The sequence below is a fragment of the Haloglomus litoreum genome (assembly GCF_029338515.1).
Lineage (GTDB): Archaea > Halobacteriota > Halobacteria > Halobacteriales > Haloarculaceae > Haloglomus > Haloglomus litoreum.
In genome coordinates, this window is record NZ_CP119988.1 from 2,605,538 (window position 1) to 2,626,849 (window position 21,312).

The 21,312-nt window shown below is 69.8% G+C and carries 20 protein-coding genes; 10 read left to right on the forward strand and 10 right to left on the reverse strand.

Going from position 1 to position 21,312, the window contains the following annotated elements; genetic code table 11:
• The first annotated feature begins 116 nt into the window (after positions 1 to 116).
• Positions 117 to 962, forward strand: coding sequence for a DUF7537 family lipoprotein (locus P2T62_RS12940; RefSeq protein ID WP_276257493.1), 846 nt, complete (start codon positions 117 to 119; stop codon positions 960 to 962).
• 22 nt (positions 963 to 984) lie between these two features.
• On the opposite strand, the gene P2T62_RS12945 is transcribed toward P2T62_RS12940, so the two are convergent.
• Complete coding sequence (locus P2T62_RS12945) at positions 985 to 1,944, reverse strand: zinc-dependent metalloprotease (protein ID WP_276257494.1); 960 nt, start codon at positions 1,942 to 1,944, stop codon at positions 985 to 987.
• A gap of 1,099 nt (positions 1,945 to 3,043) precedes the next feature.
• On the opposite strand from P2T62_RS12945, the gene dinB reads away from it, so the two are divergent.
• The 3 genes from dinB (at position 3,044) to P2T62_RS12960 (ending at position 7,573) form a co-directional block, all read left to right on the forward strand.
• Complete coding sequence (dinB, locus tag P2T62_RS12950) at positions 3,044 to 4,441, forward strand: DNA polymerase IV (protein WP_276257495.1); 1,398 nt, start codon at positions 3,044 to 3,046, stop codon at positions 4,439 to 4,441.
• 68 nt (positions 4,442 to 4,509) lie between these two features.
• A complete protein-coding gene (rqcH, locus tag P2T62_RS12955) occupies positions 4,510 to 6,723 on the forward strand; it encodes a ribosome rescue protein RqcH (RefSeq protein ID WP_276257496.1) in 2,214 nt (737 codons plus the stop codon).
• Between the two features lie 145 nt (positions 6,724 to 6,868).
• Positions 6,869 to 7,573, forward strand: coding sequence for a DUF4013 domain-containing protein (locus tag P2T62_RS12960; protein ID WP_276257497.1), 705 nt, complete (start codon positions 6,869 to 6,871; stop codon positions 7,571 to 7,573).
• 105 nt (positions 7,574 to 7,678) lie between these two features.
• Here the strand turns inward: P2T62_RS12960 and P2T62_RS12965 are convergent, their stop codons facing one another.
• A complete protein-coding gene (locus P2T62_RS12965) occupies positions 7,679 to 8,128 on the reverse strand; it encodes a hypothetical protein (RefSeq protein WP_276257498.1) in 450 nt (149 codons plus the stop codon).
• 189 nt (positions 8,129 to 8,317) lie between these two features.
• Here P2T62_RS12965 and P2T62_RS12970 point away from each other — a divergent pair, with 189 nt between their 5' ends.
• Complete coding sequence (locus P2T62_RS12970) at positions 8,318 to 9,385, forward strand: mRNA surveillance protein pelota (protein WP_276257499.1); 1,068 nt, start codon at positions 8,318 to 8,320, stop codon at positions 9,383 to 9,385.
• A 3-nt stretch (positions 9,386 to 9,388) separates the two neighbouring features.
• Here P2T62_RS12970 and P2T62_RS12975 read toward each other — a convergent pair whose 3' ends face one another.
• The 3 genes from P2T62_RS12975 to P2T62_RS12985 are packed head-to-tail and all read right to left on the reverse strand — an operon-like array spanning position 9,389 to position 10,666.
• Positions 9,389 to 9,643 (reverse strand): hypothetical protein, encoded by a 255-nt coding sequence (locus P2T62_RS12975; protein ID WP_276257500.1) that lies wholly within the window; start codon positions 9,641 to 9,643, stop codon positions 9,389 to 9,391.
• Between the two features lie 9 nt (positions 9,644 to 9,652).
• Entirely contained in the window at positions 9,653 to 9,808 is a 156-nt protein-coding gene (locus P2T62_RS12980; RefSeq protein WP_276257501.1) for a hypothetical protein, read from the reverse strand.
• A 51-nt stretch (positions 9,809 to 9,859) separates the two neighbouring features.
• Positions 9,860 to 10,666: an MBL fold metallo-hydrolase gene (locus P2T62_RS12985; protein WP_276257502.1), complete on the reverse strand. Its 807-nt coding sequence runs from the start codon at positions 10,664 to 10,666 to the stop codon at positions 9,860 to 9,862.
• Positions 10,667 to 10,859: 193 nt separating this feature from the next.
• Here P2T62_RS12985 and P2T62_RS12990 point away from each other — a divergent pair, with 193 nt between their 5' ends.
• Positions 10,860 to 11,450, forward strand: coding sequence for a DJ-1/PfpI family protein (locus P2T62_RS12990; RefSeq protein WP_276257503.1), 591 nt, complete (start codon positions 10,860 to 10,862; stop codon positions 11,448 to 11,450).
• An 86-nt stretch (positions 11,451 to 11,536) separates the two neighbouring features.
• Positions 11,537 to 12,535 carry a PAS domain-containing sensor histidine kinase gene (locus tag P2T62_RS12995; protein ID WP_276257504.1) on the forward strand — a complete coding sequence of 333 codons (999 nt, stop codon included), beginning with the start codon at positions 11,537 to 11,539 and terminating at the stop codon, positions 12,533 to 12,535.
• 12 nt (positions 12,536 to 12,547) lie between these two features.
• Here P2T62_RS12995 and P2T62_RS13000 read toward each other — a convergent pair whose 3' ends face one another.
• Entirely contained in the window at positions 12,548 to 15,532 is a 2,985-nt protein-coding gene (locus tag P2T62_RS13000; RefSeq protein WP_276257505.1) for a penicillin acylase family protein, read from the reverse strand.
• A 224-nt stretch (positions 15,533 to 15,756) separates the two neighbouring features.
• On the opposite strand from P2T62_RS13000, the gene P2T62_RS13005 reads away from it, so the two are divergent.
• Complete coding sequence (locus tag P2T62_RS13005; RefSeq protein ID WP_276257506.1) at positions 15,757 to 15,912, forward strand: hypothetical protein; 156 nt, start codon at positions 15,757 to 15,759, stop codon at positions 15,910 to 15,912.
• A 197-nt stretch (positions 15,913 to 16,109) separates the two neighbouring features.
• On the opposite strand, the gene P2T62_RS13010 is transcribed toward P2T62_RS13005, so the two are convergent.
• Positions 16,110 to 17,915 carry an acyl-CoA dehydrogenase family protein gene (locus P2T62_RS13010; protein ID WP_276257507.1) on the reverse strand — a complete coding sequence of 602 codons (1,806 nt, stop codon included), beginning with the start codon at positions 17,913 to 17,915 and terminating at the stop codon, positions 16,110 to 16,112.
• A gap of 164 nt (positions 17,916 to 18,079) precedes the next feature.
• Here P2T62_RS13010 and P2T62_RS13015 point away from each other — a divergent pair, with 164 nt between their 5' ends.
• Both P2T62_RS13015 and P2T62_RS13020 read left to right on the forward strand, forming a co-directional pair.
• Positions 18,080 to 18,814 (forward strand): GNAT family N-acetyltransferase, encoded by a 735-nt coding sequence (locus P2T62_RS13015; RefSeq protein WP_276257508.1) that lies wholly within the window; start codon positions 18,080 to 18,082, stop codon positions 18,812 to 18,814.
• 87 nt (positions 18,815 to 18,901) lie between these two features.
• On the forward strand, positions 18,902 to 19,570 hold the full coding sequence (locus P2T62_RS13020) for a 2,5-diamino-6-(ribosylamino)-4(3H)-pyrimidinone 5'-phosphate reductase (RefSeq protein ID WP_276257509.1): 669 nt from the start codon (positions 18,902 to 18,904) through the stop codon (positions 19,568 to 19,570).
• A gap of 27 nt (positions 19,571 to 19,597) precedes the next feature.
• On the opposite strand, the gene P2T62_RS13025 is transcribed toward P2T62_RS13020, so the two are convergent.
• The 3 genes from P2T62_RS13025 to P2T62_RS13035 all read right to left on the reverse strand — a co-directional run bounded on the left by P2T62_RS13025 (position 19,598) and on the right by P2T62_RS13035 (position 21,290).
• On the reverse strand, positions 19,598 to 19,891 hold the full coding sequence (locus P2T62_RS13025) for a DUF7545 family protein (RefSeq protein WP_276257510.1): 294 nt from the start codon (positions 19,889 to 19,891) through the stop codon (positions 19,598 to 19,600).
• A gap of 86 nt (positions 19,892 to 19,977) precedes the next feature.
• Positions 19,978 to 20,247 (reverse strand): hypothetical protein, encoded by a 270-nt coding sequence (locus tag P2T62_RS13030; protein WP_276257511.1) that lies wholly within the window; start codon positions 20,245 to 20,247, stop codon positions 19,978 to 19,980.
• A 116-nt stretch (positions 20,248 to 20,363) separates the two neighbouring features.
• Positions 20,364 to 21,290 (reverse strand): DNA polymerase beta superfamily protein, encoded by a 927-nt coding sequence (locus P2T62_RS13035; protein WP_276257512.1) that lies wholly within the window; start codon positions 21,288 to 21,290, stop codon positions 20,364 to 20,366.
• Between the last annotated feature and the right edge of the window lie 22 nt (positions 21,291 to 21,312).

Sequence of the window (21,312 nt, forward strand, 5' to 3'; positions counted from 1 at the left end):
TTTCGGGCCTTCTACGTTATCGAGATAGATCCAACGCGTGAGAGTGGAGGTACGGTGGCATACAGCGGTGAGTGGTGGTCGTGACGTTCTTGGGATTCGAACCTGTTCGCCACTCTGTGCGCGATTCCGCCCTCTCGCTGACGCTGTGTGTGCTTCTCGTCCTCTCGGGCTGTAGCCTGTTCGGAGGAGCGGGTACCCCGACCGCGACGGACGGACCAGCATCGCCGACCGGCACACCGACGCCGACGTTCGGGCCGGCGGTGTACGACGCGGCCGACGCCGCGGCCTCGACCGATCGCCTCCGCGAGGCCGGGTCGTGGAACGCGACGCTCACGACCCGGTACGAGTCCAACCGGTCGCGGCCTGACCTCGACGAGTACCCCATCGAACTGGCACTCCGGGCGAACGCCTCGGTGGGCCACCTGCAGGTCACGGAGCGCCGCGCGGACGGCCGCGTCGAGACCACGTTCGTCGACGACTCCGGTGGCTACGTCCGCGAGCGGTCGGCCGACGGCGACGTGGACTACCGGTGGGCCTCCCGGCCGAACGACACCCTCCTCGTCGACGCACTCACCTACCGGGCGCTCGCGGGCACGCAGCTCCGGTACGTCGACGACCCCGGCGAGTTGCCGTTGGCGAAGGTCGGCTACGAGCGCGTCGACGACGAGGTCGTCGCGGTGTACGAGGCCAACGCCAGCGAGTCCGGGTTCGACCCGGACCGGTCGCTGCTGGTGCCGGAGGAGGCCAGGCTCGTGCAGTACGAGCAGCGACTCACGCTCGCCAGCGACGGCCGGCTCGTCGGCCGGACCGTCACCGTCGAGTGGGTCCACCCGGACCGCGAGGAGCGCGTGACCTACCAGCGGTCCTTCCGGCTCGGGGCGGTCGATGGTGTCACCGTCGAGCGACCGGGCTGGGTCGACGAAGCCCGGCAGACAGCGGACGAGTCCGCGGAGGAGAACTGATTCCGCGGGGGTCAGAGGCCGTTCAGTACTCGGGCACCCGCGCCAGCCACTGCTCCGGGTTGTCCAGTTCCTCGTCGGTCGGCAGCAGGTCGGGGTCCGACCAGACGACGCCCGCCGCCTCGACGCTGCGAGCGTCCGCGACGGCGTCGAAGAACGCCTTGCCGCGCTCGTACTGGCGGCGCTTCATCCCCAGGCCCAGCAGCCGGCGGACCAGTTTCGAGAGCGGGCCCCGCCCCGAACGGCGAGCCTCCAGTTTCGCACGGAGGTCCTCGTACTCGTCGTCGAACGCGCGGTCCATGATGAGCTCGGCGTAGCCCTCGACGGAGGTCATCACGGTGTCGAGTTCGCCGATGGCCTCGCGGTTGAGGCTCCCCTCCGTGAGGTCGTCGACGGCGTTCTCCATCCGCGATTCCAGGTGCTCGGAGAGCCACGGCGCGGCGCCGAACTCGGCGGCGTGGGTCACCTCGTGGAACGCGATCCAGCGCCGGAACCGCTCGGTCTCGACGTCCAGCGAGTCGGCCACCCGCTCGATGTTGGGGTGGACGAAGTAGAGCGCGTGGTCGTCGCCGTCCGCGAGCAGGAGCGGGTCGTACTGCCCGAGGACGTTGTTCGCGAGGAAGCTCAGCATCACGGCCATCGAGCCGGTGTTGGTCGTCCGGGCGATGCCGAACGCGTCCGTCTCGAGGTCCGCCAGCGGCTCCATCACGCGCCGGAAGGTGGCGATGTTGGCGTCGATCCAGTGGTGGCGGTGCTGGACCTCGACGGTCTCGGGCAGGTCGAAGCCCAGTCCCGTCACCTCGCGGACGCGGTTGCGGGCGTCGCGGACGTCGGTCGCGTACCCCTCGCGCTCCTCGGGCGTGAGCTCGATGTTGCCGGGGCTGACGGTCGCCTTCGCCGCGTCCGCGGCGCCGTTCCAGTCCACCGGGCCGTCACCGCTCCGCGGGGCGTCCGCCACCGCCCGTATCGCGCCGAAAATCGTCATACGATAGGTAGCCGTGTTCGGGTCAAATGCCTTCCGGCAGATGCGGGTATTGGCGGTGCGGATGGTTCCCGTGTTGGTACCTTCTCAGTTGAGACGCTGACGGCTCAGGCAGCAGCCTGTCGAAGGCCTCCGTACGCTCTCGCGACAATGGCGACAGCGACAACAGAACCGGGTAGAAAGCCCCCGCCCGCTCGACGTTCCGGGGCTCGCTGCGCTCCTCGGTCGCTCACTCCGTTCGCTCCCTGCGGTGCTTACTTCGCCCGGGAACGGTCGAGGCGGGCGGCCCCTTTCAGTCCCGCCCTGTTGCTGGTTGCACCGAGCGTTCACACGTGGTGGTTCCAGTGGAGTGCTAGTGGCCCCACACCTCCCCGCGCTCGCGCTGAGGTGTTCCGGCACGCTCGCTAGCGCTCGCGGCCTCCACAGAGCGAGCGCGAGCGCGCTTCCTGATCCCGGAACCGGCTGGCCGACCCTGCTGCTCGGCTGGTGCGTGCCAGCCCCGTCAGTCGCACCGGCGCGCGCTGGCTGCCGACGACAGCCCTCGCGAGCGGCCTCGTGCCGCGAGCTCCGGCTGTCGTCTGCCACCTCTAAGCGCGCGAGGGCTGAGACGCGCAGCGAAGCGAGCATCGCAGGCGGCTGGGGAGGCGTGAGGCCCACGACCCGACTGACCAACGTGCTGTCCTGGCGGACTCGAAGGTGAGCCGAGCGAAGCGAGGCGAACGTCGTCAGAGCTTGCTCTGACGGAAGGCGAGCGCTCTCGACCCGGCCCCGACGACGTAAGCACCGCAAGGCGCCTTTGGCGCCCGAGGAGCGCAGCAAGGCGCGGCCGGTCGAGAGCGCGAGGGCTTCGTAGGTGGTTCCGTTATCGTCGTGGCCGCAGTTGTCGTAGAGCGTGAAGGCTTCGGGGATTGGTGACTCGGTGAGTAGGTAATGTTGGGATATACTAGAAATAGTGACTGTTCATAGAATAAATATATCTTTTATTCACTTATTTACCATGTGATTACTAAAATTCAGCACTACCGGACGAACAACCCATCCCGTTCCACTTCCACTCCGGGGTGGCAAGCTTCAGACCCCCGGCCGCCATACACCCGTACAGATGCCCGAGCGCGCGGAACTCCCGGGGGCGCCAGAGCCCGAGGACCGCGTGGTCGCGCACGTGGACATGGACTGTTTCTACGCGGCCTGCGAGCGGCTCCGCGAGCCCGAACTCCGGGGTGAACCCGTCGTCGTCGGAATGGGGTACGAGCCGGGCGAGACCATCGGCGCCGTCGCCACCGCCTCCTACGAGGCCCGCGAGTTCGGCGTCGAGAGCGCGATGCCCATCGAGCACGCGCTGCAGCAGCTCCCCCGCCGAGCCGACAGGGACCCCGATGACGAGGGTGCCCCCGACGAATCGGGCTTCTACCGGCCCGTCGACATGGCGTTCTACGAGGAGACGGCGAGCGAGGTGAAGGCCATCCTGCACGACGCGGCCGAGACGGTCCGGGAGGTGAGCATCGACGAGGCGTACCTCGACCTCACACCGGAGGGGTGGGACGGCGCCCGGGCGGCCGTCGAGCGGCTGCGCGAGCGCATCCGCGAGGAGGTCGGCGTCGTCGCCAGCGTCGGGGTCGCGCCGAACATGTCCACCGCCAAGATCGCCTCCGACCACGAGAAGCCCGACGGCCTCGTCGTCGTCCGCCCCGACGAGGTGCGCGACTTCCTCGCACCCATCCCGGTCGAGGACCTGCACGGCGTCGGGCCCGTCACGGCCCGGACGCTGCGCGAGCGCGGCATCGAGACCGCGGGGGACGTGGCCGGCGCCGACCCCGTCGCGCTGGAGCGTGAGTTCGGCGAGCGCGGCCGGGAGCTGTACGACCGGGCGCGGGGGCGCGACGACCGCGCGGTCGAGCCGCAGGGGCGCTCGAAGAGCATCTCCAGCGAGTCCGCCCTCGAACCGACCGAGGACACGGGGACGAAGCGCGACCTCGTCCGCTCGCTCGCGGCCGACGTGGCCGAGCGGGCCCGCGCGAAGGACGCGCTCTACCGCACCATCGGCGTGAAGGTCGTCCAGCCGCCGTTCGACGTGAACACGCGCGCTCGGTCGCTGTCCGGCCCCGTGGACGACCCCGACCTCGTGGAGGCGGTCGCGCTGGACCTCCTGACGGAGTTCGAGGACAGCAGGGTCCGGAAGCTCGGTGTCCGTGTCTCGAACCTCGACTTCACGGCGGCCGAGCAGGCGACCATCGACGGCTGGGGAGGTCCGGGAACGACCGACGGCGCGGACGGCGATGCGGGGACGGCCGGCGGCGACCCGACCGACGGCGGCCAGGAGACCATCGACGGCTGGAGCGAGGTCGAGGCGTCGGCGCGTGGCACCGACGAAGGCGAGGGGGCGGCCGCACGCGCCGACGCAACGAGTGGGTCGCCCCAGGGCACCGACGACTCCGGAGCGGAGCGGACCCGGCATGTCAGGTGGGGCCAGACCCGCCTGCCCGAGTTCGCCGACGAGTGAGCGGGGGCCGCGTGGGCCGCGGAAACCGGACCCGACACGCCTATCCGGGCGACCGCCGCAGTCCGGGCATGGAGCAGAAACGCGCCCTGACCAGTGTGGACTGTGCGGCACTGGTCCGCGAACTCCGGAGCTACCGGGGGGCCAAGCTGGACAAGGCCTACCTCTACGAGGACGACCTCGTCCGGCTGAAGCTCCGGGACTTCGACGCCGGGCGACTGGAGCTGCTGGCCGAGGTCCGGGACCCCAAACGGGTCCACCTCGTCGCCCCCGAGATGGTCCCGGACGCGCCGGGGCGGCCGCCCAACTTCGCGATGATGCTGCGCAACCGGCTGTCGGGCGCCGACCTCGTCGACGTGCGCCAGTTCGAGTTCGACCGTATCATCAGCATCGAGTTCGAGCGCGACGACGAGAACACCACCCTCGTCTTCGAGCTGTTCGGCGACGGCAACGTCGCGGTGCTGGACCCCGAGCGCGAGGTCGTCTCCTCGCTCGACACCGTCCGCCTCAAATCCCGGACCGTCGCCCCCGGCTCCACCTACGACTTCCCCGACTCGCGGTTCGACCCCCTCCAGGCCGACCAGGAGTCGTTCGCCCGCCGGATGGCCCAGTCCGACTCCGACATCGTCCGCACCGTCGCGACGCAACTCAACTTCGGTGGCCTCTGGGCAGAGGAGCTCTGTCGGCGCGCCGGCGTCGAGATGAACAAGGACATCGCCGCCGCCGAGCGCGAGGAGTACGACGCCCTCTACGACGCATGGGACCGCCTCCGGGCACGCATCAAGGAGGGTGACCTCGACCCCCGCGTCTACACCGAGGCCGTCGAGACGGAGACGGGCGACGATGGGGGCGGGGACGACGAGGAGGTGGCGACCGACGAGTCGTCCGACGGGGACACCCCGCGGCGCGTGGTGGACGTGACGCCCGTCCCCATGGAGGAGCACGAGGCTGCGGGCCTCCACGCCGAGGCGTTCGACGACTTCAACGAGGCACTGGCGGACTACTTCCACCGGCTGGAACACGAGTCCGTCGGCGGGGGAGGTGGCGGCGGTGGCGGCGGCCGCGACCGCCCGGACTTCGAGTCCGAGATCGCCAAGCACGAGCGCATCATCGCACAGCAGGAGGGCGCCATCGAGGAGTTCGAGCAGCAGGCCCAGCGGGAGCGCGAGAAGGCCGAACTGCTGTACGCCAACTACGACCTCGTCGACGATGTCCTCTCGACGGTGCGTGACGCGCGTGCCGAGGACCGCTCCTGGGACGCCATCGAGGAGCGCTTCGCCGAGGGCGCCGAGCGTGGCATCCCGGCCGCCGAGGCCGTCGTCGGGGTGAGTGGCGCCGAGGGGACCGTCACGCTCGCGCTGGACGACCACGAGGTGACCGTCGAGGTCGCCGACGGCCTCGAGAAGAACGCCGACCGGCTCTACACCGAGGCCAAGCGGATCGCCGAGAAGAAGGAGGGCGCCCTGGCCGCCATCGAGGACACCCGCGAGGACCTCGAGGCGGTGAAGCAGCGCCGCGAGGAGTGGGAGGCCAGCGACGCGGCCGAGAGCGGATCGGTGGACGAGGCCGACGAGGCCGACGAGACGAGCGACGAGGAGTGGCTCCGGCGGAGTTCCATCCCCATCCGGAGCGACGAGAAGTGGTTCGAGCGGTTCCGCTGGTTCCACACCTCGGACGACTTCCTCGTCATCGGGGGCCGCAACGCCGACCAGAACGAGGAACTCGTCAAGAAGTACATGGACCGCGGGGACCTGTTCTTCCACACGCAGGCCCATGGCGGGCCCGTGACGGTCCTGAAGGCGACGGGCCCCAGCGAGGCTGCCCAGGACATCGACATCCCCGAGCGGTCGAAGCGCGAGGCCGCGCAGTTCGCCGTCGCCTATTCGTCCGTGTGGAAGGACGGGCGCTACGCGGGCGACGCCTACATGGTGAGCCCCGACCAGGTGTCGAAGACGCCCGAGTCCGGCGAGTACCTGGAGAAGGGCGGGTTCGCGGTACGTGGCGACCGGACCTACTTCGAGGACGTGGAGGCCGAGGTGGCCGTCGGTATCCAGGTCGAGCCCGAGTCGCGGGTCGTCGGCGGCCCGCCCGACCCCATCGAGGAGCGGACGGTGACGAGCATCCGGCTGGAGCCCGGGCAGTACGCCCAGAACGACATCGCGAAGATGATCTACCGGGAGTTCCGCGAGCGGTTCGCCGACCAGTCGTTCGTCCGGAAGGTGGCCAGCGCCGACCGCGTCCAGGAGTTCTGCCCCCCCGGCGGCTCGACGATGGTCGACGAGTAGGCTCCCGGCGGCCTGCACGGGCCCCAGCAGGGTCGTGCGCCGGGCCAGCCAGTCGCAGTATAGGTTTATATCCGAGAACGATGTAGCTACTTCAGTTGTAGCGCGCGCGGAACGTTCCGTGTGGCCGGCACAACGGAGAGTCATCATGTTCGAGGAATCCATCAACTATCCGCGAGAGGGAGATGAGGGCTGGAAGACCATCGTGATCGGCGGAGTCCTGGGAATCCTGTCGTTCCTGTTCGTCCCCATCTTCCTGGTACTGGGTTATGGCGCACGCGTCCTCCGGGACGCGGCGGCCGACCCCGAGACCGAGCACGCGCCCGTGTTCGACGAGTGGGGCGAGCTGTTCATGGACGGCCTGCGACTGTTCGTGGTCGGGCTGGTCTACCTGCTCGTGCCGCTCTTCGTCTTCGGCTTCACCGTCGGTGGGCTGGTCATCGCCATCCTGACGGGCAGCGAGAGCCTGACCATCGCGGCCATCGTCGGCGCCCTCGGTGGCTTCGCCGTCGCCGGCGTGCTCACCCTGCTGGTGTACTACTTCCTGCCGGCCGCCCTGACGTTCGTGGCGGTGTCGGGCAGCATCGGTGACGGGTTCGCCTTCGGCCGCATCCGCGCGCTCGTGACGACCCGCGAGTACGCCATCCGCTGGCTCGTCGCGCTCGGGGTCCTGATCGTCGTCGGCGCGATCACCAGCGTCCTCGGCGCGACCGGTATCGGCGCCCTGGTCGTCCCGTTCGTGTCGTTCTACGGCATGGTCTCGGCGTACTACCTGTACGGCGGCGCGGTCGGTGTCGTCGAGCCGGAGGCCGCCGAGAGCGGGGCCGAACCCGCAGCCGGGCCGGTGGCCTGAAGCGCAACCGGCATCCAGCGCACCGTCCCGCACCGTCCGAACGGCCTCCTTCTACCTCCAGCGCACGGTTCCCTCTCGACGGCCCGTTGCACCGACCCCGCCCCCCTACGCCAGCGCGATGCCGAGGCCCAGCACGACCAGACCGAGGAGGACGGAGACGATGGAGATGGCCAGCAGTTCCGCGCCGAGGCCGAACAGCAGCGCCCCCAGGATGGCACAGAATCCGACGATGGTACCGATGCCGAAGACGAAGTCCCCGCCGTCGACCTCGTCACCCGAGTCCGGTTCGGAGGCGGCCCCGGTCCCGGTGAAGACGTGGAACCCGAGCGGAATCGTCGCCACCAGGGCGTACAGTGCGTCGGTCCATCGTGCCGGGATGGCGGTGAGGCCGGCGAACTCCTGGAGGGTCCCCGTGGCGTCGAGGTAGAACAGTCCAACCGACTGGAGCAGCGCGTCCACGGGACCGGCGGGTGCGCCGGCGGTCGAGGCCAGAATCACCGAGAGGCCGACGAACCCCCACCCGAGCAGCCAGGCGAACACCACGAGCGCGGACATACGCTACCGCCACCCCCCGGCTCGCGACCGCTGTTCCCCCCACGAGCGTCCACCGACCCCAGTTCCGTCGCCAATCGCGAGACTCATCGAGCGAGGGGCGTTCCGCCGACCAGTTAGGCGTTCCGCACGTGGCGCCGGCCCACCGCGCGGAACGGCAGGGTCTTTGCGGACGGCCCACCCAGTCCGGGTATGCGAATCCAGGACCGCCACGCCGTCGGCGAGGGGCGCGAGCAGATCGAGGTGGTCCCCGAGAGTCTGGACGACCTGTGGCATCTCACCTACATCATCGAGCCGGGCGACGAGGTCGGGGGGGACACGACCCGCCGCATCCAGCGCAACGACGACCAGATGCGCGACACCGGCGGCGAACGCGAGCACATGTACGTCACCATCGCGGTCGAGGACACGGAGTTCGCGAAGTTCGCCAACCGGCTCCGCATCGGTGGCGAGATCGTCGACTGCTCGCGCGAGGACCAGCTCGGGCTCCATCACACGCTGAACGTCGAGGAACGCACGGAGATCGAGATCACCAAGCGGTGGAAGACCGACCAGCTCGAACGCCTGCAGGAGGCCGTCGAGGCCGCCGAGAACCCCGACGTCGCCATCGCCACCGTCGAGGAGGGCGAGGCCTACGTCCACACCGTCGCCCAGTACGGCGTCGAGGAGCGGGCCTCCATCACGGCGACGACGGGCAAGGGCGAGTACGCTCAACCACGGACGGCCCTGTTCGCCGAGCTGACGGACGTCCTCGCGCGGATGGACGTCGACGCCATCATCCTCGCCGGCCCCGGGTTCACCAAGCAGGACGCGCTGGAGTACATCGAGGAGGAGGCGCCGGAGGTGGCGAAGCTCATCACGACGGTCGACACCTCCGGCGTCGGCGACCGCGGCGTCCACGAGGTGCTCAAGCGTGGCGCCGTCGACGAGGTGCAGGCCGAGACCCGCATCGCCGAGGAGGCCAGCTACATCGACGAGCTGATGGAGCGCATCGCGCAGGGCCACGAGGCCGCGTACGGCATCGAGAGCGTGATGGAGGCCGCGGAGTTCGGTGCCATCGACGAACTCCTCATCCTCGACGAGCGCCTGCGGGTCGAGCGGGCCGGCGAGGGGGACTGGGATGTCGACGCCAACGACCTCGTCGAGACGGTCGAGCAGAAAGGGGGGTCGGTGACGGTGTTCTCCAACGAGTTCGACCCCGGCCAGCAGCTGAAGAACCTCGGCGGCGTCGCGGCGCTGTTGCGCTACCGCATCGACTGAGACTCAGTCTCGTTCGGTCCCGGTGTCGGCACGGGCGGAGAGAGCGCGTGTGGCGGAGTCGCCGTAGGCGAGCCGCGCGCCGGACCAGAGCGCCCCCAGTGCGATACCGACCGCGAGCAGGAACGGTACCGGTTCCGGGAGCCACCCGGCCGCCCGCCTCGCTAGTCTATCCGCGACTGCGGCGCCGACGAGCCACAGCACGAGGAACGTGGCGTGCTGGACGAGCGTTCCGGAGCGGTGGGCCTGCTGGAGTCCCAACAGGATGAATCACGCGAGCATGAGGGTACCGACCGTAGCGAGGGCCAGATAGCGGAGCCGCCGACCGAGTGAGAACGCCACGGGGACCCCGATGACGACCGCGAGGAACGCGAGCGTCTGCGCGACCAGCACCGGCGAGGCACGCGCCACGAGTCCGTCGCTCATCCCCGGCGGGGGGCGGGCATCGGTACCCCCGTACTGGGTCTGCGGGCCATCTCACTCCACCTCCACGGTCAGTCCGTCCTCCGCGAACCGCACCTCGCCGTCGTACGCCGCGCCGAGCGACTCCAGCATCGCCTCCTCCCTGCCGACCGTGTGCGGATACAGGTGGGTCAGGTAGACCGTCCCGTACTCGTGACCGGCCAGCGTCTCGCCCAGCGCGCTCGGCGTGGGGTGGTTGTCCACGTCCACCTCGTCGGGGAACGAGCAGTCGTGGACGAGCACGTCCGAGCCGTCGGCGAAGCGCGCGAGCCGCTCGGTCTCCTCGGAGTCACCGGAGAAGGTGAACACGGGGGCATCGGGGTCGTCGACCCGCCCGGCGGGCGTGAACCGGTAGGCGTGACAGTACATCGAGTGGATGGTCTCCACGGCGTCGACCGAGAAGCCCGCGAGGTCGAACGGGGCCTCGTCGGGCGTCACCTCGCGGAGCTGCAGCTCCAGCCGGTCCTGCATGTAGTCGTGCACGTCGAGGAGGCCCTCGACGAGGTCACCGGTCCCCGGCGGCCCGACGACTCGCAGCGACTCGGCGCCGGCCAGCCAGCGCGCCTTCATCAGCGGCAGGAGGTCCGCGACGTGGTCGAGATGGTGGTGGGTGAGCAGGACGGTGTCGACGCCCTCGTACCCCGTTTCGGTGGCCGCCAGCGAGTGGAGGGCGCCGCTCCCGCAGTCGACCAGCAGCGGCCCCGGCGTCTCGGACCCAGCCTCCTCTTCCGCCCCGCTCCCGTCGCCCTCGACGAGCAGGCCGGTCTGCATCCGCTCGCCGGTCGGCATCGCGCTCCCGGTTCCGAGGAACGTAACCTGCATGGGAGAGTCGTGGTCCGACCCGCGCAAAAGGTGTGTGGTCGGGCGTGGGGCCGTGGGCAGCCTCTGCAGGTTCGTGGCCGGGGCGTGCGGGCGTTCCTCCGGGGGGCGCCCGGGAACTGTCCTCTCGCGGTGGTCAAATCTTATGCCCTCGCCAACCGTGTGTTCACACGCACCACAGCGTGCGTGTCCATCCATGCCAGGCAAACAGCTCCTGATGATCGTCGGTGACTTCGTCGAGGACTACGAGGCCATGGTCCCGTTCCAGGCCCTGCAGGCCGTCGGCCACGAGGTCCACGCCGTCTGCCCCGAGAAGGAGGCCGGCGACAGCGTCAAGACCGCCATCCACGACTTCCGCGGCGACCAGACGTATCTGGAGGAGCGCGGCCACGACTTCGAGGTGACCGCGACGATGAGCGAGGTCGACCCGGCTGACTACGATGGCCTCGTGGTTCCGGGCGGGCGGGCACCCGAGTACCTGCGCACGTACGACGCCGTGCTCGATACCGTTCGGCACTTCTTCGACGAGGAGAAGCCGGTCGCCGCGCTCTGTCACGGGCCGCAGATCCTCGCCGCAGCGGGGGTCCTCGACGGCTACGAGATGACCGCCTACCCCGCCGTACGCGCGGAGGTCGAGGCCGCCGGCTGCTCGTGGGTCGACGAGGTCACCACGGACCGCAACCTCGTCACCGGGCAGGCGTGGCCCGACCATCCCGAGTGGATCGCGCAGTTCCTCGACGTGCTCGGGACCGACATCCAGCACGGCGAGGCCGTCGCCGCCGACTGAATCACGCGGCCGGTCGGACCGTCCCCGGGTACCGCCCGGGCCGCCGTCGACCGGGAATTTATCCCACCACCACCCCGGGTCCCCGTATGGACCGGGCGGAGATGTTCGAGAAGATGGTGGAATCCGTGGGCGTCGGGGTCGCCGTCTACGGGGAGGACGGCCGGTACGTCTACGTCAACGAGGCGTACGCGGAGCTGCTGGACACGGAGCGCGAGTCGCTCGTCGGCACGCCGCTCTGGACGGTGGTCCCGGACTTCGAGGCGGACCGCTTCGAGGAGTACTGGGAGTCGCTCGACGACGGGGAGACCCGTACGGACGAGACGGTCCACGAATTCGGCGACACGCAGGTCCCGGTCTCGGCGGTGACGACACGGCACCGACTCGAGGGCGTGCCGTACCACTTCGGCACCATCCAGGACATCTCCGAGTTGAAGGCGCGGGAACGGGAACTCCGGGAGAAGAACGAGCGGCTGGAGGCGTTCACGGCCGTCGTCAGCCACGACCTGCGGAACCCCCTCAGCGTCGCGAAGGGGTACCTCCAGGTCCTCCGGGAGGACGTCGACCGGGACGAGGTCGAACTGATCGAGAGCTCGCTCGACCGGATGTCCATCCTCCTCGACGACCTGTTGCGGCTGGCACGGGAGGGCCACTCCGTGGACGACGCCGAGCCAGTGTCGCTGGCCGGCGTGGTGGCGGCGGCCCGACAGACCGTTCGGACGGACGAGGCGACGGTCACCGCCGAGGGGGATATCCGGTTCCTGGCCGACGAGAGCCGGCTCCAGCAGCTTCTCGAGAACCTCCTGCGCAACAGTGTCGAGCACGCCAGCGAGAACGGAGCTCCGACCATCGTCGTCGGTGCGTTGCCCGAGGGGACAGGCTTCTTTATCGAGGACGACGGCCCCGGCATCCCGTCCGACGAGCGCGAGGCGGTCTTCTCACCGATCCAGTCGGAGGGGAGCCGCGGCGTGGGGCTCGGCCTCGCCATCGTCAACGAGATCGTCGAGGCCCACGACTGGTCGATACGGGTCACGGAGGGGCGCGCGGGCGGCGCCCGGTTCGAGATAACCGGCGTCGAGCCGGCGTGAGCCCGCCGACGGTCAGTAGAACCCGTCCGTGTCGGAGACGAACCCCGTCGGTCGACCGCCCTCCGTCACGGCGTCGGTCGCGTCGTCGGCCGCCTCGGTCGCGCCGTCCGTCGCGTCCTCGACCGCTCCGGTGTCCCCCGCCCCGTCGTCCGCGGCGTCGGCCCCCTGGTCGTCCGCCGACGCGGGCGACGGGGCGCCTCCCTCCGGGGGCGAGGGCGCGTCACCCGGGGACGGCGGCTCCGCGCCGGGGATGTCGATGGGATTCGGCAGCGGACGGGGAGCGGCCGGGACGACCGGCGTGTACTGGTGCTCCGGAGTGACCCGGACCGTCGTCGATTCGACGGCCACGTCCTCGACCTGCGTGCGCGTGTGTGGGTGGGGCTTGTACTCGCCGTTCTCGACGTAGATGTCCAGCTGATCGTGGAGTCGTTCGGGCTCCTCGCCGGTCGCCTGCGTCCGCGCGACCTCCTGTGCGTTCTGGTGACCGGAATTGCTCGGCGGGAGCACGTCCTGGGCGTTGTCCTGCCAGGTCTGCGTGTCGTCGCTCAGCGCGAACCCCATGTCGATGGCCTGGTTGTACGAGGAGCGGTTCTGGACATCGATGACCGTCCGGCTGGAGGCGCCGATGGAGAGGAACTTGCTCTTCAGGATGGCGTCACGCCACGTCGAGGGGTCGGAGCCGTACTCATCGCGTAGTTCGGCCTTCACCTCGCGGAGTACCGAGCGGATGACCTCGTCCCGGCGCTCGGCGTCGAACGTGGCGAGTCCGTCGTTGCTGGCCGTGGCGAACCAGTCGTGGGCGGTGTCGCCCGCCAGCGCGTCGATGAACGTGACGTCGCTGGTGGCGTTCCCCGAGTCGGAGGCGTGTCGGCTCGTCGTCGGGCGCAGGGAGAGCGTCCCCTGCTCGCCGTCGAGTTCGTCGTCGAAGACCCGCTGCTGGAGCTTCTTCCGGGCCCGGAGGAACACCGAGTGCCCCGGGTAGTCCATCCGGTCGTCGTCGGTCAGGTCCTCCCACGAGCAGAAGTCGTCGAGCCACTCGGTCAGCACCGTGGCCACGTCCTGCAGGTCCTCGGCATCCTCCGCGGCGTCACGCAGGTACGGCGCCGAGACCTGCGCGGTGGCATCGTGCTTCGCGGACTGGTACTCGATGTCGCGCACGTCCTCGAGCGAGACGGTCGAGCGCGCCTGTTCGGCCGTCTCCTCGCCGACGGGCACGCCCTCGGGGATGTCGAGCTTCTGCCGGATGAAGTGGTTCTGGGTCTCGACGCGGTGGCGTGACCCCCAGTTCTGCTCGCCGTCACCCGCCCGCCAGCCCGCGGCGGGTCCGTTGTTCCAGTTGACGTAGTAGCCGCGCGAGGAGTTCCTGTCGGTGGTTCCGAGACCGGTTCCGGAGTAGGTGGCCGTCCACTCGTGGGTGTCGGGCGTCGCCGGGAGCCGGTAGTCCCGGCCCTCGTATCGGTCGGGGATCTTCCCGGTGTGGTAGTACGCGATGTTCTCGCGTTCGACGGTGCCGTCGTCGTCCTCCTCGTACTCGACGACGTGGAAGTTGAACGTGAACGGGAACTCGGCGAGGCGGTGCTCGAAGTCCTCGAGGTCGTCGGAGCGCGCGAGTTCCGCCCACGCGAACGCCCCCTCCAGTTCCTCGCCCCGTGTGGTCGTCCGCTGGCACCACGCGACGTTCTCGTCGGGGTTCCAGGCGACGACGGGCATGGTGGCGCCGTCCTGTTCGACGCGAGCGACCTCCTGCTCGACGACGCGGGTGCCCGACCCACCCGTGAGGACCGCACCCGCGGGGTTGGCCTTGTGGACCACCGTCTCGGTCGCCATCGTGTGCCACTCGCCGTCCCACCGGTAACGGTGCCTGTCCTCGGGGTCGAGTTCGACCGCGATGGTGTCGACCTGGTCGTCGCGGCCCGAGGTGACGGTCCATGCGAGCGTGTCCGTCCGGCCGATGACGAGCGCGGGCGCCCCGACGACGCCCATCCCGGTCATGTCGAAGCCCGCACCGTGCAGGCCGACCTCGTACGGGATGGGCGGCTTGAAGAAGCCCATCTGCGGGCCGCCGCCCAGCATCGGCGTCCCGGTCTCGGTCAACTCCCCGCTGAAGACGAACGCGTTCGAGCCCCACTTGAATCCCGTCATGAGGCCCTGCCCCGACCGGATGCCGTTCTGGACGTCCTCGGGGATGCTGAGGTCCGTCTCGATGCCCCACGTCTCGGCGCCGAGTGCGGCATCCACGAGGTCGAGTTGCTCGCGCGGCACGTCCTCGTACTCCGGAACCGTCTCGACGAGGTCCGGGTCGTAGTCCTCGTCGCCCGGGGCGATGCTGGTGAAGTGGTCGTCGGTCGTCTCCAGCCAGTTCAGGTCGCCGTACGCCTCGAACGCGTCCCGCTCGCTCCCGAGGTTCTCCTTCAGCTTCGCCAGCGTCTTCGCGTTGCCGAGTTCGCTCCCGCCGCCGACGCCGAAGAAGCCGATGAGGTAGTTGATGGCCGCGACCGTGTCCTCGGGCTTCCACGGCTCGGGGGCGTGACCCAGCGCGGCGAAGATGCCCGGCAGTTCGCCCTGCGCGGCCATCTCCGTCATCCGCCGGTTGACGCCGTCCGTGTAGCCGCGGACGGCCTCCTTGATGGTCTGGGAGGCCTCTTCCCACTGGCGCTGGATCTGCTCCGGGCTGTAGAGGTCCCGCCGGACCTGGATGTCCGAGGAGAGCTGGGCCGGCCCGAGCACCTGCGCGCTGTTGCCGTAACCGATGTGGCGGACGGCGTCCAGCAGGAACAGCCGGTCACGAGCCTGGACGTAGCCGTTGCCGTAGCCCAGCGCGTAGACGCTGTCCCCGTAGATGTGGCTCTCGTTGTACTCCGTCGTCAGGATCTCGATCTCCTCGAGCGGGTCCTCCTGCAGGTTCGGGTTGAACCCGTCCGTCTCGGCCGTGGCCGTCCCCGCGAGACCGGTCCCCGCCAGCCCACCGAGCAGTTTCGTGAAGTCTCGTCGCTGCATGTGCCCGGACTGTTCCGCTACCCCCGGTAAGCGGTGTCGCCGCCTTTAGAGGGGCATTTATTGATTGAACGGCGAGTCAGGAAGGATCCCCGCTGCCGGCGGATTCCGGACCCACTGCCCCGGCCCGGCGTCCGTCCGCAACGAGAGTCTGCTCCGCGCCACCCGTCAGACGCTCGGCACACATCGCCACAACGTATTTACCCCGAGCGAGCGGAGGGTATGGTATGTCGGAACACACCACCCCATACGTGTTCGGTGACGAGGCGGCCGACGGCGGCATGGATGTCGAACCGGAGAGCGACCACGGCACCGAGACCGTCATCGTCGACGGCGACGCGATGAGCTACCGGAGCTACCAGCGCCACGAAGAGGAGGAGTGACACCCGAAGCCGCTCCCCCGCCGCACCGCCAGCGGATACTCCGTACACCTGACCCACTTCTCACGACCTCCGTCCCCCATAGCTCCGACTGCGTACGCCCGAAGTACGATAGATATTTGAGCCATTATCCACTTATTCCGCAATTTAACCCAGTATTTCCAGAATAGAGATAACCTCTCCCGGTTATCGCGGTACTGTCAGTCGTCCGCGGTCGGCTCGGGCGCGTCGACCAGCGCGTCCGGCTCGACGCTCGCGTACCGCGCGACGGCGTCGAACACCTCGTCGGTCATCGCGAAGCGCTCTCCCGAGTCGATATGCCGGGATTCGTCGCGGAAGCGGGTGTTGACGAAGCCCTCCGCCACCAGCGCCCGACGGGCCTCCCCCCGCTCGATGTCGTCCTGGGCCTGTTCGAGCAGCAGGGCGCCCGTCACCACGTCGAAGATGAGGTCGGCGAGTTTCTTGGCCTGGTACTGGGCGTAGTCGCCGTCCTCGCCGGCGAGCGCGCCGAGGCCGCGCTGGAGGTCGGTGAACGCGGCCTCCACCTCCTCGGCCAGCGGTTCGAGGTGCGGGTGCTCGACGGCGTCGAGCTTCTCCTGTACGTACGGCAGCAGCGATTCGGCGGCCTGCTCGCGCTCCAGCGCGCGCAGGACATCGAGCGAGAGGACGTTCGAGGGGCCCTCCCAGATGGGGAGCACCTGCGCGTCGCGGAAGAACCGCTCCGTGACGAACCCGGAGACGTAGCCGTTGCCGCCGAGGATCTCCATCGCGTAGCTGGTCCCGTCGACGGCCATCCGGGCGGTCCGGTACTTCGCGATGGGGATGAGCAGGCGCATCAGCCGGTAGGCCTCGCTCTCGTCCCCTTCGGCCTCGCGCTCGTCCATCAGCCGCGCGGCCTCGAAGGTGAACGCCGCGGCGGCCTCGTAGTCGACGGTCATCTCGACGAGGTCCCGGCGCATCAGGGGGTACTCCTGGATGACGTCGCCGAACGCCTCGCGGTCTGCCGCGCGGACCTTCGCCGCGAGCAGCGTGCGGCCGATGGCCGACACAGAGGCGGCCGCGTTCGAGAGCCGCTCGTAGTTCATCATCTCGGCCATGTACTTGAAGCCGCGCTCCTCCTCACCGACGAGGTACGCCTCGGCGCCCTCGAACTCGATCTCGCCCGTCGGGACCGAGAGCGTCCCGAGCTTGTCCTTCAGCCGGCGGTAGAGCTGCCCGTTGGGCTCGCCGTCCACCTCGTGGGGGACGAGGAACAGCGAGAGGCCGGCAGTTCCCTCCTCCGCGTCGGGCGTCCGGGCGAGCGCGAGCGCGCCCTGGCCGTCGATGTTCGAGCAGAACCACTTCTCGCCGTAGAGCCGATACACCTCGGCGTCCTCGGGCGCGTCGTCGGAGACGGTCTCCGGGTCCGCGGGTTCGGCGCGGGTCTCGTTCGCGCCGACATCGGAGCCGCCCTGCTTCTCCGTGAGGAACATGGCGCCCTCGATGTGGTCGTCGTAGTCGTCGGTCGTGAGCTGCTGGAAGAACCCCGAGAGCGACCCGTCGTCGAACTTGTCGAGGACGATGGCCGCGCCGACGGTCATCGAAGCGGGGCAGGTGAACCCCTGGTCGGCGTACGAGAGGTACGTCTGCATCAGGAGGGCGTGCGAGATGTTCAGCGGTTCGTCGCGCCCCTCGGGCGCGTGGAAGACGTCGTGGCTGAGGCCGAACTCCTCGTAGGTGATGCGCTCGTTCTCGAACTGCTTCGGGTGGTACTCGACGTGGTTCTGGACCTCGCCGTAGTCGTCGTAGGTGTGCAGTTCGGGCGGGTTCTCGTCGATCAGGTCGGCGTTGTGGGCGACCGTGTGCCCGAGGACCTCGCCGAACTCCGAGAGCCGGCTCCGCGCCCAGTTCAGGTCCGACTCCGGGTACAGCCGCTCGGCGACCCCGCGCAGCGTGGGGTCGTACTCCCAGTAGCTGCAGTCGGCCGCCTCGTCGAGGGCATCGTAGTCGATGGGGTCCGTTGCCATGTCACGACGGTTGCCGTCGTTCGGGATAAATCACCTGTTCGTCACCACCTCGTGAGAACGACGGCACGGTGACCCATGGCGGGATGTCGGCCCCCGCCCGTGGGCGCCGGAGGTTGTCGAACGCTACCACACACCTAAGTCGGCAGGCGATAGACGGGTGCGGTATGGAGTTCCACCAGGAGCCGACGTTCGAGCGACAGGAGCGACAGGAGATCTACGACCTCGTCGAGCGGCACGGCCGCGTCGACTACGAGGAGGCCCGCCAGGACCTCCGGATGGACCACGAGATGTTCGGCCACCACGTCGCGATGCTCGTCCGTGACGGGGCGCTGAAGCGGACCGACGAGGGCGCCCTGGAGGTCGCCTTCGAGTCCGGCGCCGTCGAGGAGTACGAGGTCGACGACACGCTGTTCTGCATCCGGCAGGCCCGCCAGGACGACCTGACGGGCCTCATCGGCGCCATCCGCTCGACCACCGAGACCGCCCCGTACGTCGAGGCCGAGTCGGTGGCGGACATCGTCGAGAACGAGGCGACGCTGCTGCGCCACAACGAGGTGGAGACGCGCGTCTTCTTCGTCGCGACCGTCGATGGCGACGTGGTGGGCTGGGCCGGTGTGAAGGGGAACGAACTCGCGAAGCTGGCCCACACCGCCGAACTCACCGTCGGCGTGGTCGATCAGTACCAGGGCCACGGCATCGGGAGCCACCTCCTCGTCCGCGGGGTCGGCTGGGCGGCCGCCAACGGCTACGACCGCGTCTACAACTCCGTCCCGGCCACGAACGAGGCCGCCGTCGAGTTCCTGGAGGACCACGGCTGGGAGCTCGAAGCGGTCCGCGAGGGCCACTACCGCATCGACGGCGAACCCGTCGACGAGCTGATGCTGGCCGTCGAGGTCTGACCGCGAACCCGGACGCCGGGCGACGGCTGCCCCGGGGTCGGGCCCGCCACCGAAACCCGTTTTCTCCCCCGGTGCGGACGGTCGGCCGTGCACGTCCACGTGAACGCCGCGACCAGCGTCGACGGGAAGCTCTCGACCCGCCGGCGCGAGCAGGTCCGCATCTCCGGCGACGAGGACTTCGCCCGCGTCGACCGCCTCCGGGCCGAGGCCGACGCCGTGCTCGTCGGCGTCGGGACCGTGCTCGCGGACGACCCCTCGCTCGTGCGACACGACGAGCCCCACCGCGAGCGCGAACGCGGGACCGACGAGCCGCCTGCCCGTGTCGTCGTCGACAGCCGCGGCCGGACGCCGCCGGACGCCGCCATTCTCGATGGCGAGCCGACGACCTACCTGCTGGCGAGCGACGCGCTCTCGACCGACCGCGAGCGTGCGCTCGCGGCGGCGGGCGCGACGGTACTGCGAACGGAGAGTACCGACGGAAGCGAGCGCGTCGACCTCGCGGCTGCGCTGGAGGCGCTCGAAGAACGGGGCGTCGAGCGGCTCATGGTCGAGGGAGGTGGCGAGGTGATCTTCTCGCTGTTCGACGCCGGCCTGGTCGACCGGCTCACCCTCTACGTCGGCTCGCTGGTCCTCGGTGGCCGGGACGCACCCACACTCGCAGACGGCGAGGGGTTCGTGGAGTCGTTCCCGGCGCTGTCGCTGGCCGCCGTCGACCGACTCGACGACGGCGTGGTGCTGTCGTACGACGTGGAGTGATCGGAGAAGAGCGACGATTCCGCCGGGTCAGTGCTGGTGGCCGGTCAGCTCGCCGTAGGTGGCACCGAACCGCTCCTCGAACAGGTCCATGGTCGTCTCCTCGATGGCCTCCAGCTCCTCGTCCACGCCGCCCTCGGAGTGGTGGACGGTGGCGTGGATGCGCTGGGCGCAGCCGAACATGGCGAGGTCGCCGACGACCTCGGCCGCGGACTCCTCGCCCTCCGCGAGCATCTCGAGCAGCCCGGACGGGAGCGTGACCTGGTCCTCGCCGTCGGGGCCGTCGATGGTGAGCGTGACCGCGTCGGATTTGTCAGTCGACATAGACTCCGGTAGCGCGCCCTCCGGTATGACTCTGGTGGGTACGGGCGCGCCAGGGACGAGCGCCGGGCGACACCGGCCGACGGGGGCTACCCCTCGTCGCCGCGCTCGGGCGGTTCCACGAAGTCGAAGCCGACCTGCGGACGGCCGGTCGGGTCGTCCACGTGGGCGCCGGCGGCCTGGAGGTCGCGTTCCCGGGCCGCTCGGAACACCGCGGTCGGAACCGGCGCGACGCGTTCGCCGGTCCCGCCGACGACGATGACGTCGTAGCTCCCGCTCCGTCCGACCTCGCAGTCGTGCTCCCCGGCGACCTCGCGCAGTGCGGCGATGGTCTCGTCGACCTGCTCCGCGTAGCTCATACCCAGTCGTTACGCGGACCGTGATATGGACGCGCCGGCCGATGCGGCACCTGCCGGCTGTCGCCGGAAGCGGCCGTTTCTGCGGGCTCCGGACCCCCGCGAACTGTCCACGTCGCTCACTCGGGCGCGTCGGCCAGCGACCGCTCGATGAACTCGTTCACCCGGTCACGGGGGATGCCGCGGACGGCGTGGGTCCCCGGGTCGATACGCGTCGGTGGGAGCGCTCCCGGTCCGATGGGGTCGCCGACCGTGGCGTCACCCTCCCCCGCACGCTTGCGCTCGGCGAGGTCGCTGGCCGTCGCGACCAGGTCCGGGTCCGGGTCGAACCCGTCGGGAGCGCCGCCCGCGGCGGCGTCCGCCGCGAGGTCGAGGAACGCCCCGAAGTCCAGCGGCGGGAAGCGATGGGTGTCGCGGACGTACCCGGCGTAGAGGATGCCCCGAACGACGTACAGCGCTCGCTTGACCGTCCGGTCCGTGGTGGCCTCCGCGTAGCGACCCTTCGGGACGCGCTCGGTCGCCCCGTCAGGGTCGTCGACCGGCCGGACCCGGTAGGCGTCGTCGCGTTCCTCCACGACCACGTACACCGGCTCGTCACCGTCCAGCAGCCGCCGCTGGAGGTACTTGTGGTACTGTCGGGTCGCCAGCGAGCGGTAGTGGTGGTAGACCGACATCGGGTCGAACCGGTCGGCCACGTCGTCGACGAGCGCCGAGAGCGGGTCGTACGCCCGGTGGACGAGCGGCGAGTGGCAGAACTCCAGCGCGGTCGGGTTGGAGTCCACGAGGAGTTCGCCGAAGCGCCGGACGTTCCACGCCCGGAGCTCCGTCTCGCCCTCGGTCCGCTCGACGGACTCGACCACGTCGCCGAGGCGGGCGTAGGCGGCCGGCCGCTGGACGAACAGGGCGGCCACGTCGTGGTCGCTGGTCGCCGAGTGGAGGTTCCACGCCCGACTGCCGATGTCCCGTGCCGCGAGGACCCGGGCGTCGTGGTAACGCTCGACCGCCGCCAGCGCGTCGGCCAGCCCCGGCGGGTCGTCGGTGGTCATGGTCGGAGGCTGGAGGGCGGAC

Excerpts from the sequence above, each read along its gene's own strand:
- P2T62_RS12945 (WP_276257494.1), bottom strand. The coding sequence starts at position 1,944 with ATGACGATTTTCGGCGCGATACGGGCGGTGGCGGACGCCCCGCGGAGC.
- dinB (WP_276257495.1), top strand. The coding sequence starts at position 3,044 with ATGCCCGAGCGCGCGGAACTCCCGGGGGCGCCAGAGCCCGAGGACCGC.
- rqcH (WP_276257496.1), top strand. The coding sequence starts at position 4,510 with ATGGAGCAGAAACGCGCCCTGACCAGTGTGGACTGTGCGGCACTGGTC.
- P2T62_RS12960 (WP_276257497.1), top strand. The coding sequence starts at position 6,869 with ATGTTCGAGGAATCCATCAACTATCCGCGAGAGGGAGATGAGGGCTGG.
- P2T62_RS12965 (WP_276257498.1), bottom strand. The coding sequence starts at position 8,128 with ATGTCCGCGCTCGTGGTGTTCGCCTGGCTGCTCGGGTGGGGGTTCGTC.
- P2T62_RS12970 (WP_276257499.1), top strand. The coding sequence starts at position 8,318 with ATGCGAATCCAGGACCGCCACGCCGTCGGCGAGGGGCGCGAGCAGATC.
- P2T62_RS12980 (WP_276257501.1), bottom strand. The coding sequence starts at position 9,808 with ATGAGCGACGGACTCGTGGCGCGTGCCTCGCCGGTGCTGGTCGCGCAG.
- P2T62_RS12985 (WP_276257502.1), bottom strand. The coding sequence starts at position 10,666 with ATGCAGGTTACGTTCCTCGGAACCGGGAGCGCGATGCCGACCGGCGAG.
- P2T62_RS12990 (WP_276257503.1), top strand. The coding sequence starts at position 10,860 with ATGCCAGGCAAACAGCTCCTGATGATCGTCGGTGACTTCGTCGAGGAC.
- P2T62_RS12995 (WP_276257504.1), top strand. The coding sequence starts at position 11,537 with ATGGACCGGGCGGAGATGTTCGAGAAGATGGTGGAATCCGTGGGCGTC.
- P2T62_RS13000 (WP_276257505.1), bottom strand. The coding sequence starts at position 15,532 with ATGCAGCGACGAGACTTCACGAAACTGCTCGGTGGGCTGGCGGGGACC.
- P2T62_RS13005 (WP_276257506.1), top strand. The coding sequence starts at position 15,757 with ATGTCGGAACACACCACCCCATACGTGTTCGGTGACGAGGCGGCCGAC.
- P2T62_RS13010 (WP_276257507.1), bottom strand. The coding sequence starts at position 17,915 with ATGGCAACGGACCCCATCGACTACGATGCCCTCGACGAGGCGGCCGAC.
- P2T62_RS13015 (WP_276257508.1), top strand. The coding sequence starts at position 18,080 with ATGGAGTTCCACCAGGAGCCGACGTTCGAGCGACAGGAGCGACAGGAG.
- P2T62_RS13025 (WP_276257510.1), bottom strand. The coding sequence starts at position 19,891 with ATGTCGACTGACAAATCCGACGCGGTCACGCTCACCATCGACGGCCCC.
- P2T62_RS13030 (WP_276257511.1), bottom strand. The coding sequence starts at position 20,247 with ATGAGCTACGCGGAGCAGGTCGACGAGACCATCGCCGCACTGCGCGAG.
- P2T62_RS13035 (WP_276257512.1), bottom strand. The coding sequence starts at position 21,290 with ATGACCACCGACGACCCGCCGGGGCTGGCCGACGCGCTGGCGGCGGTC.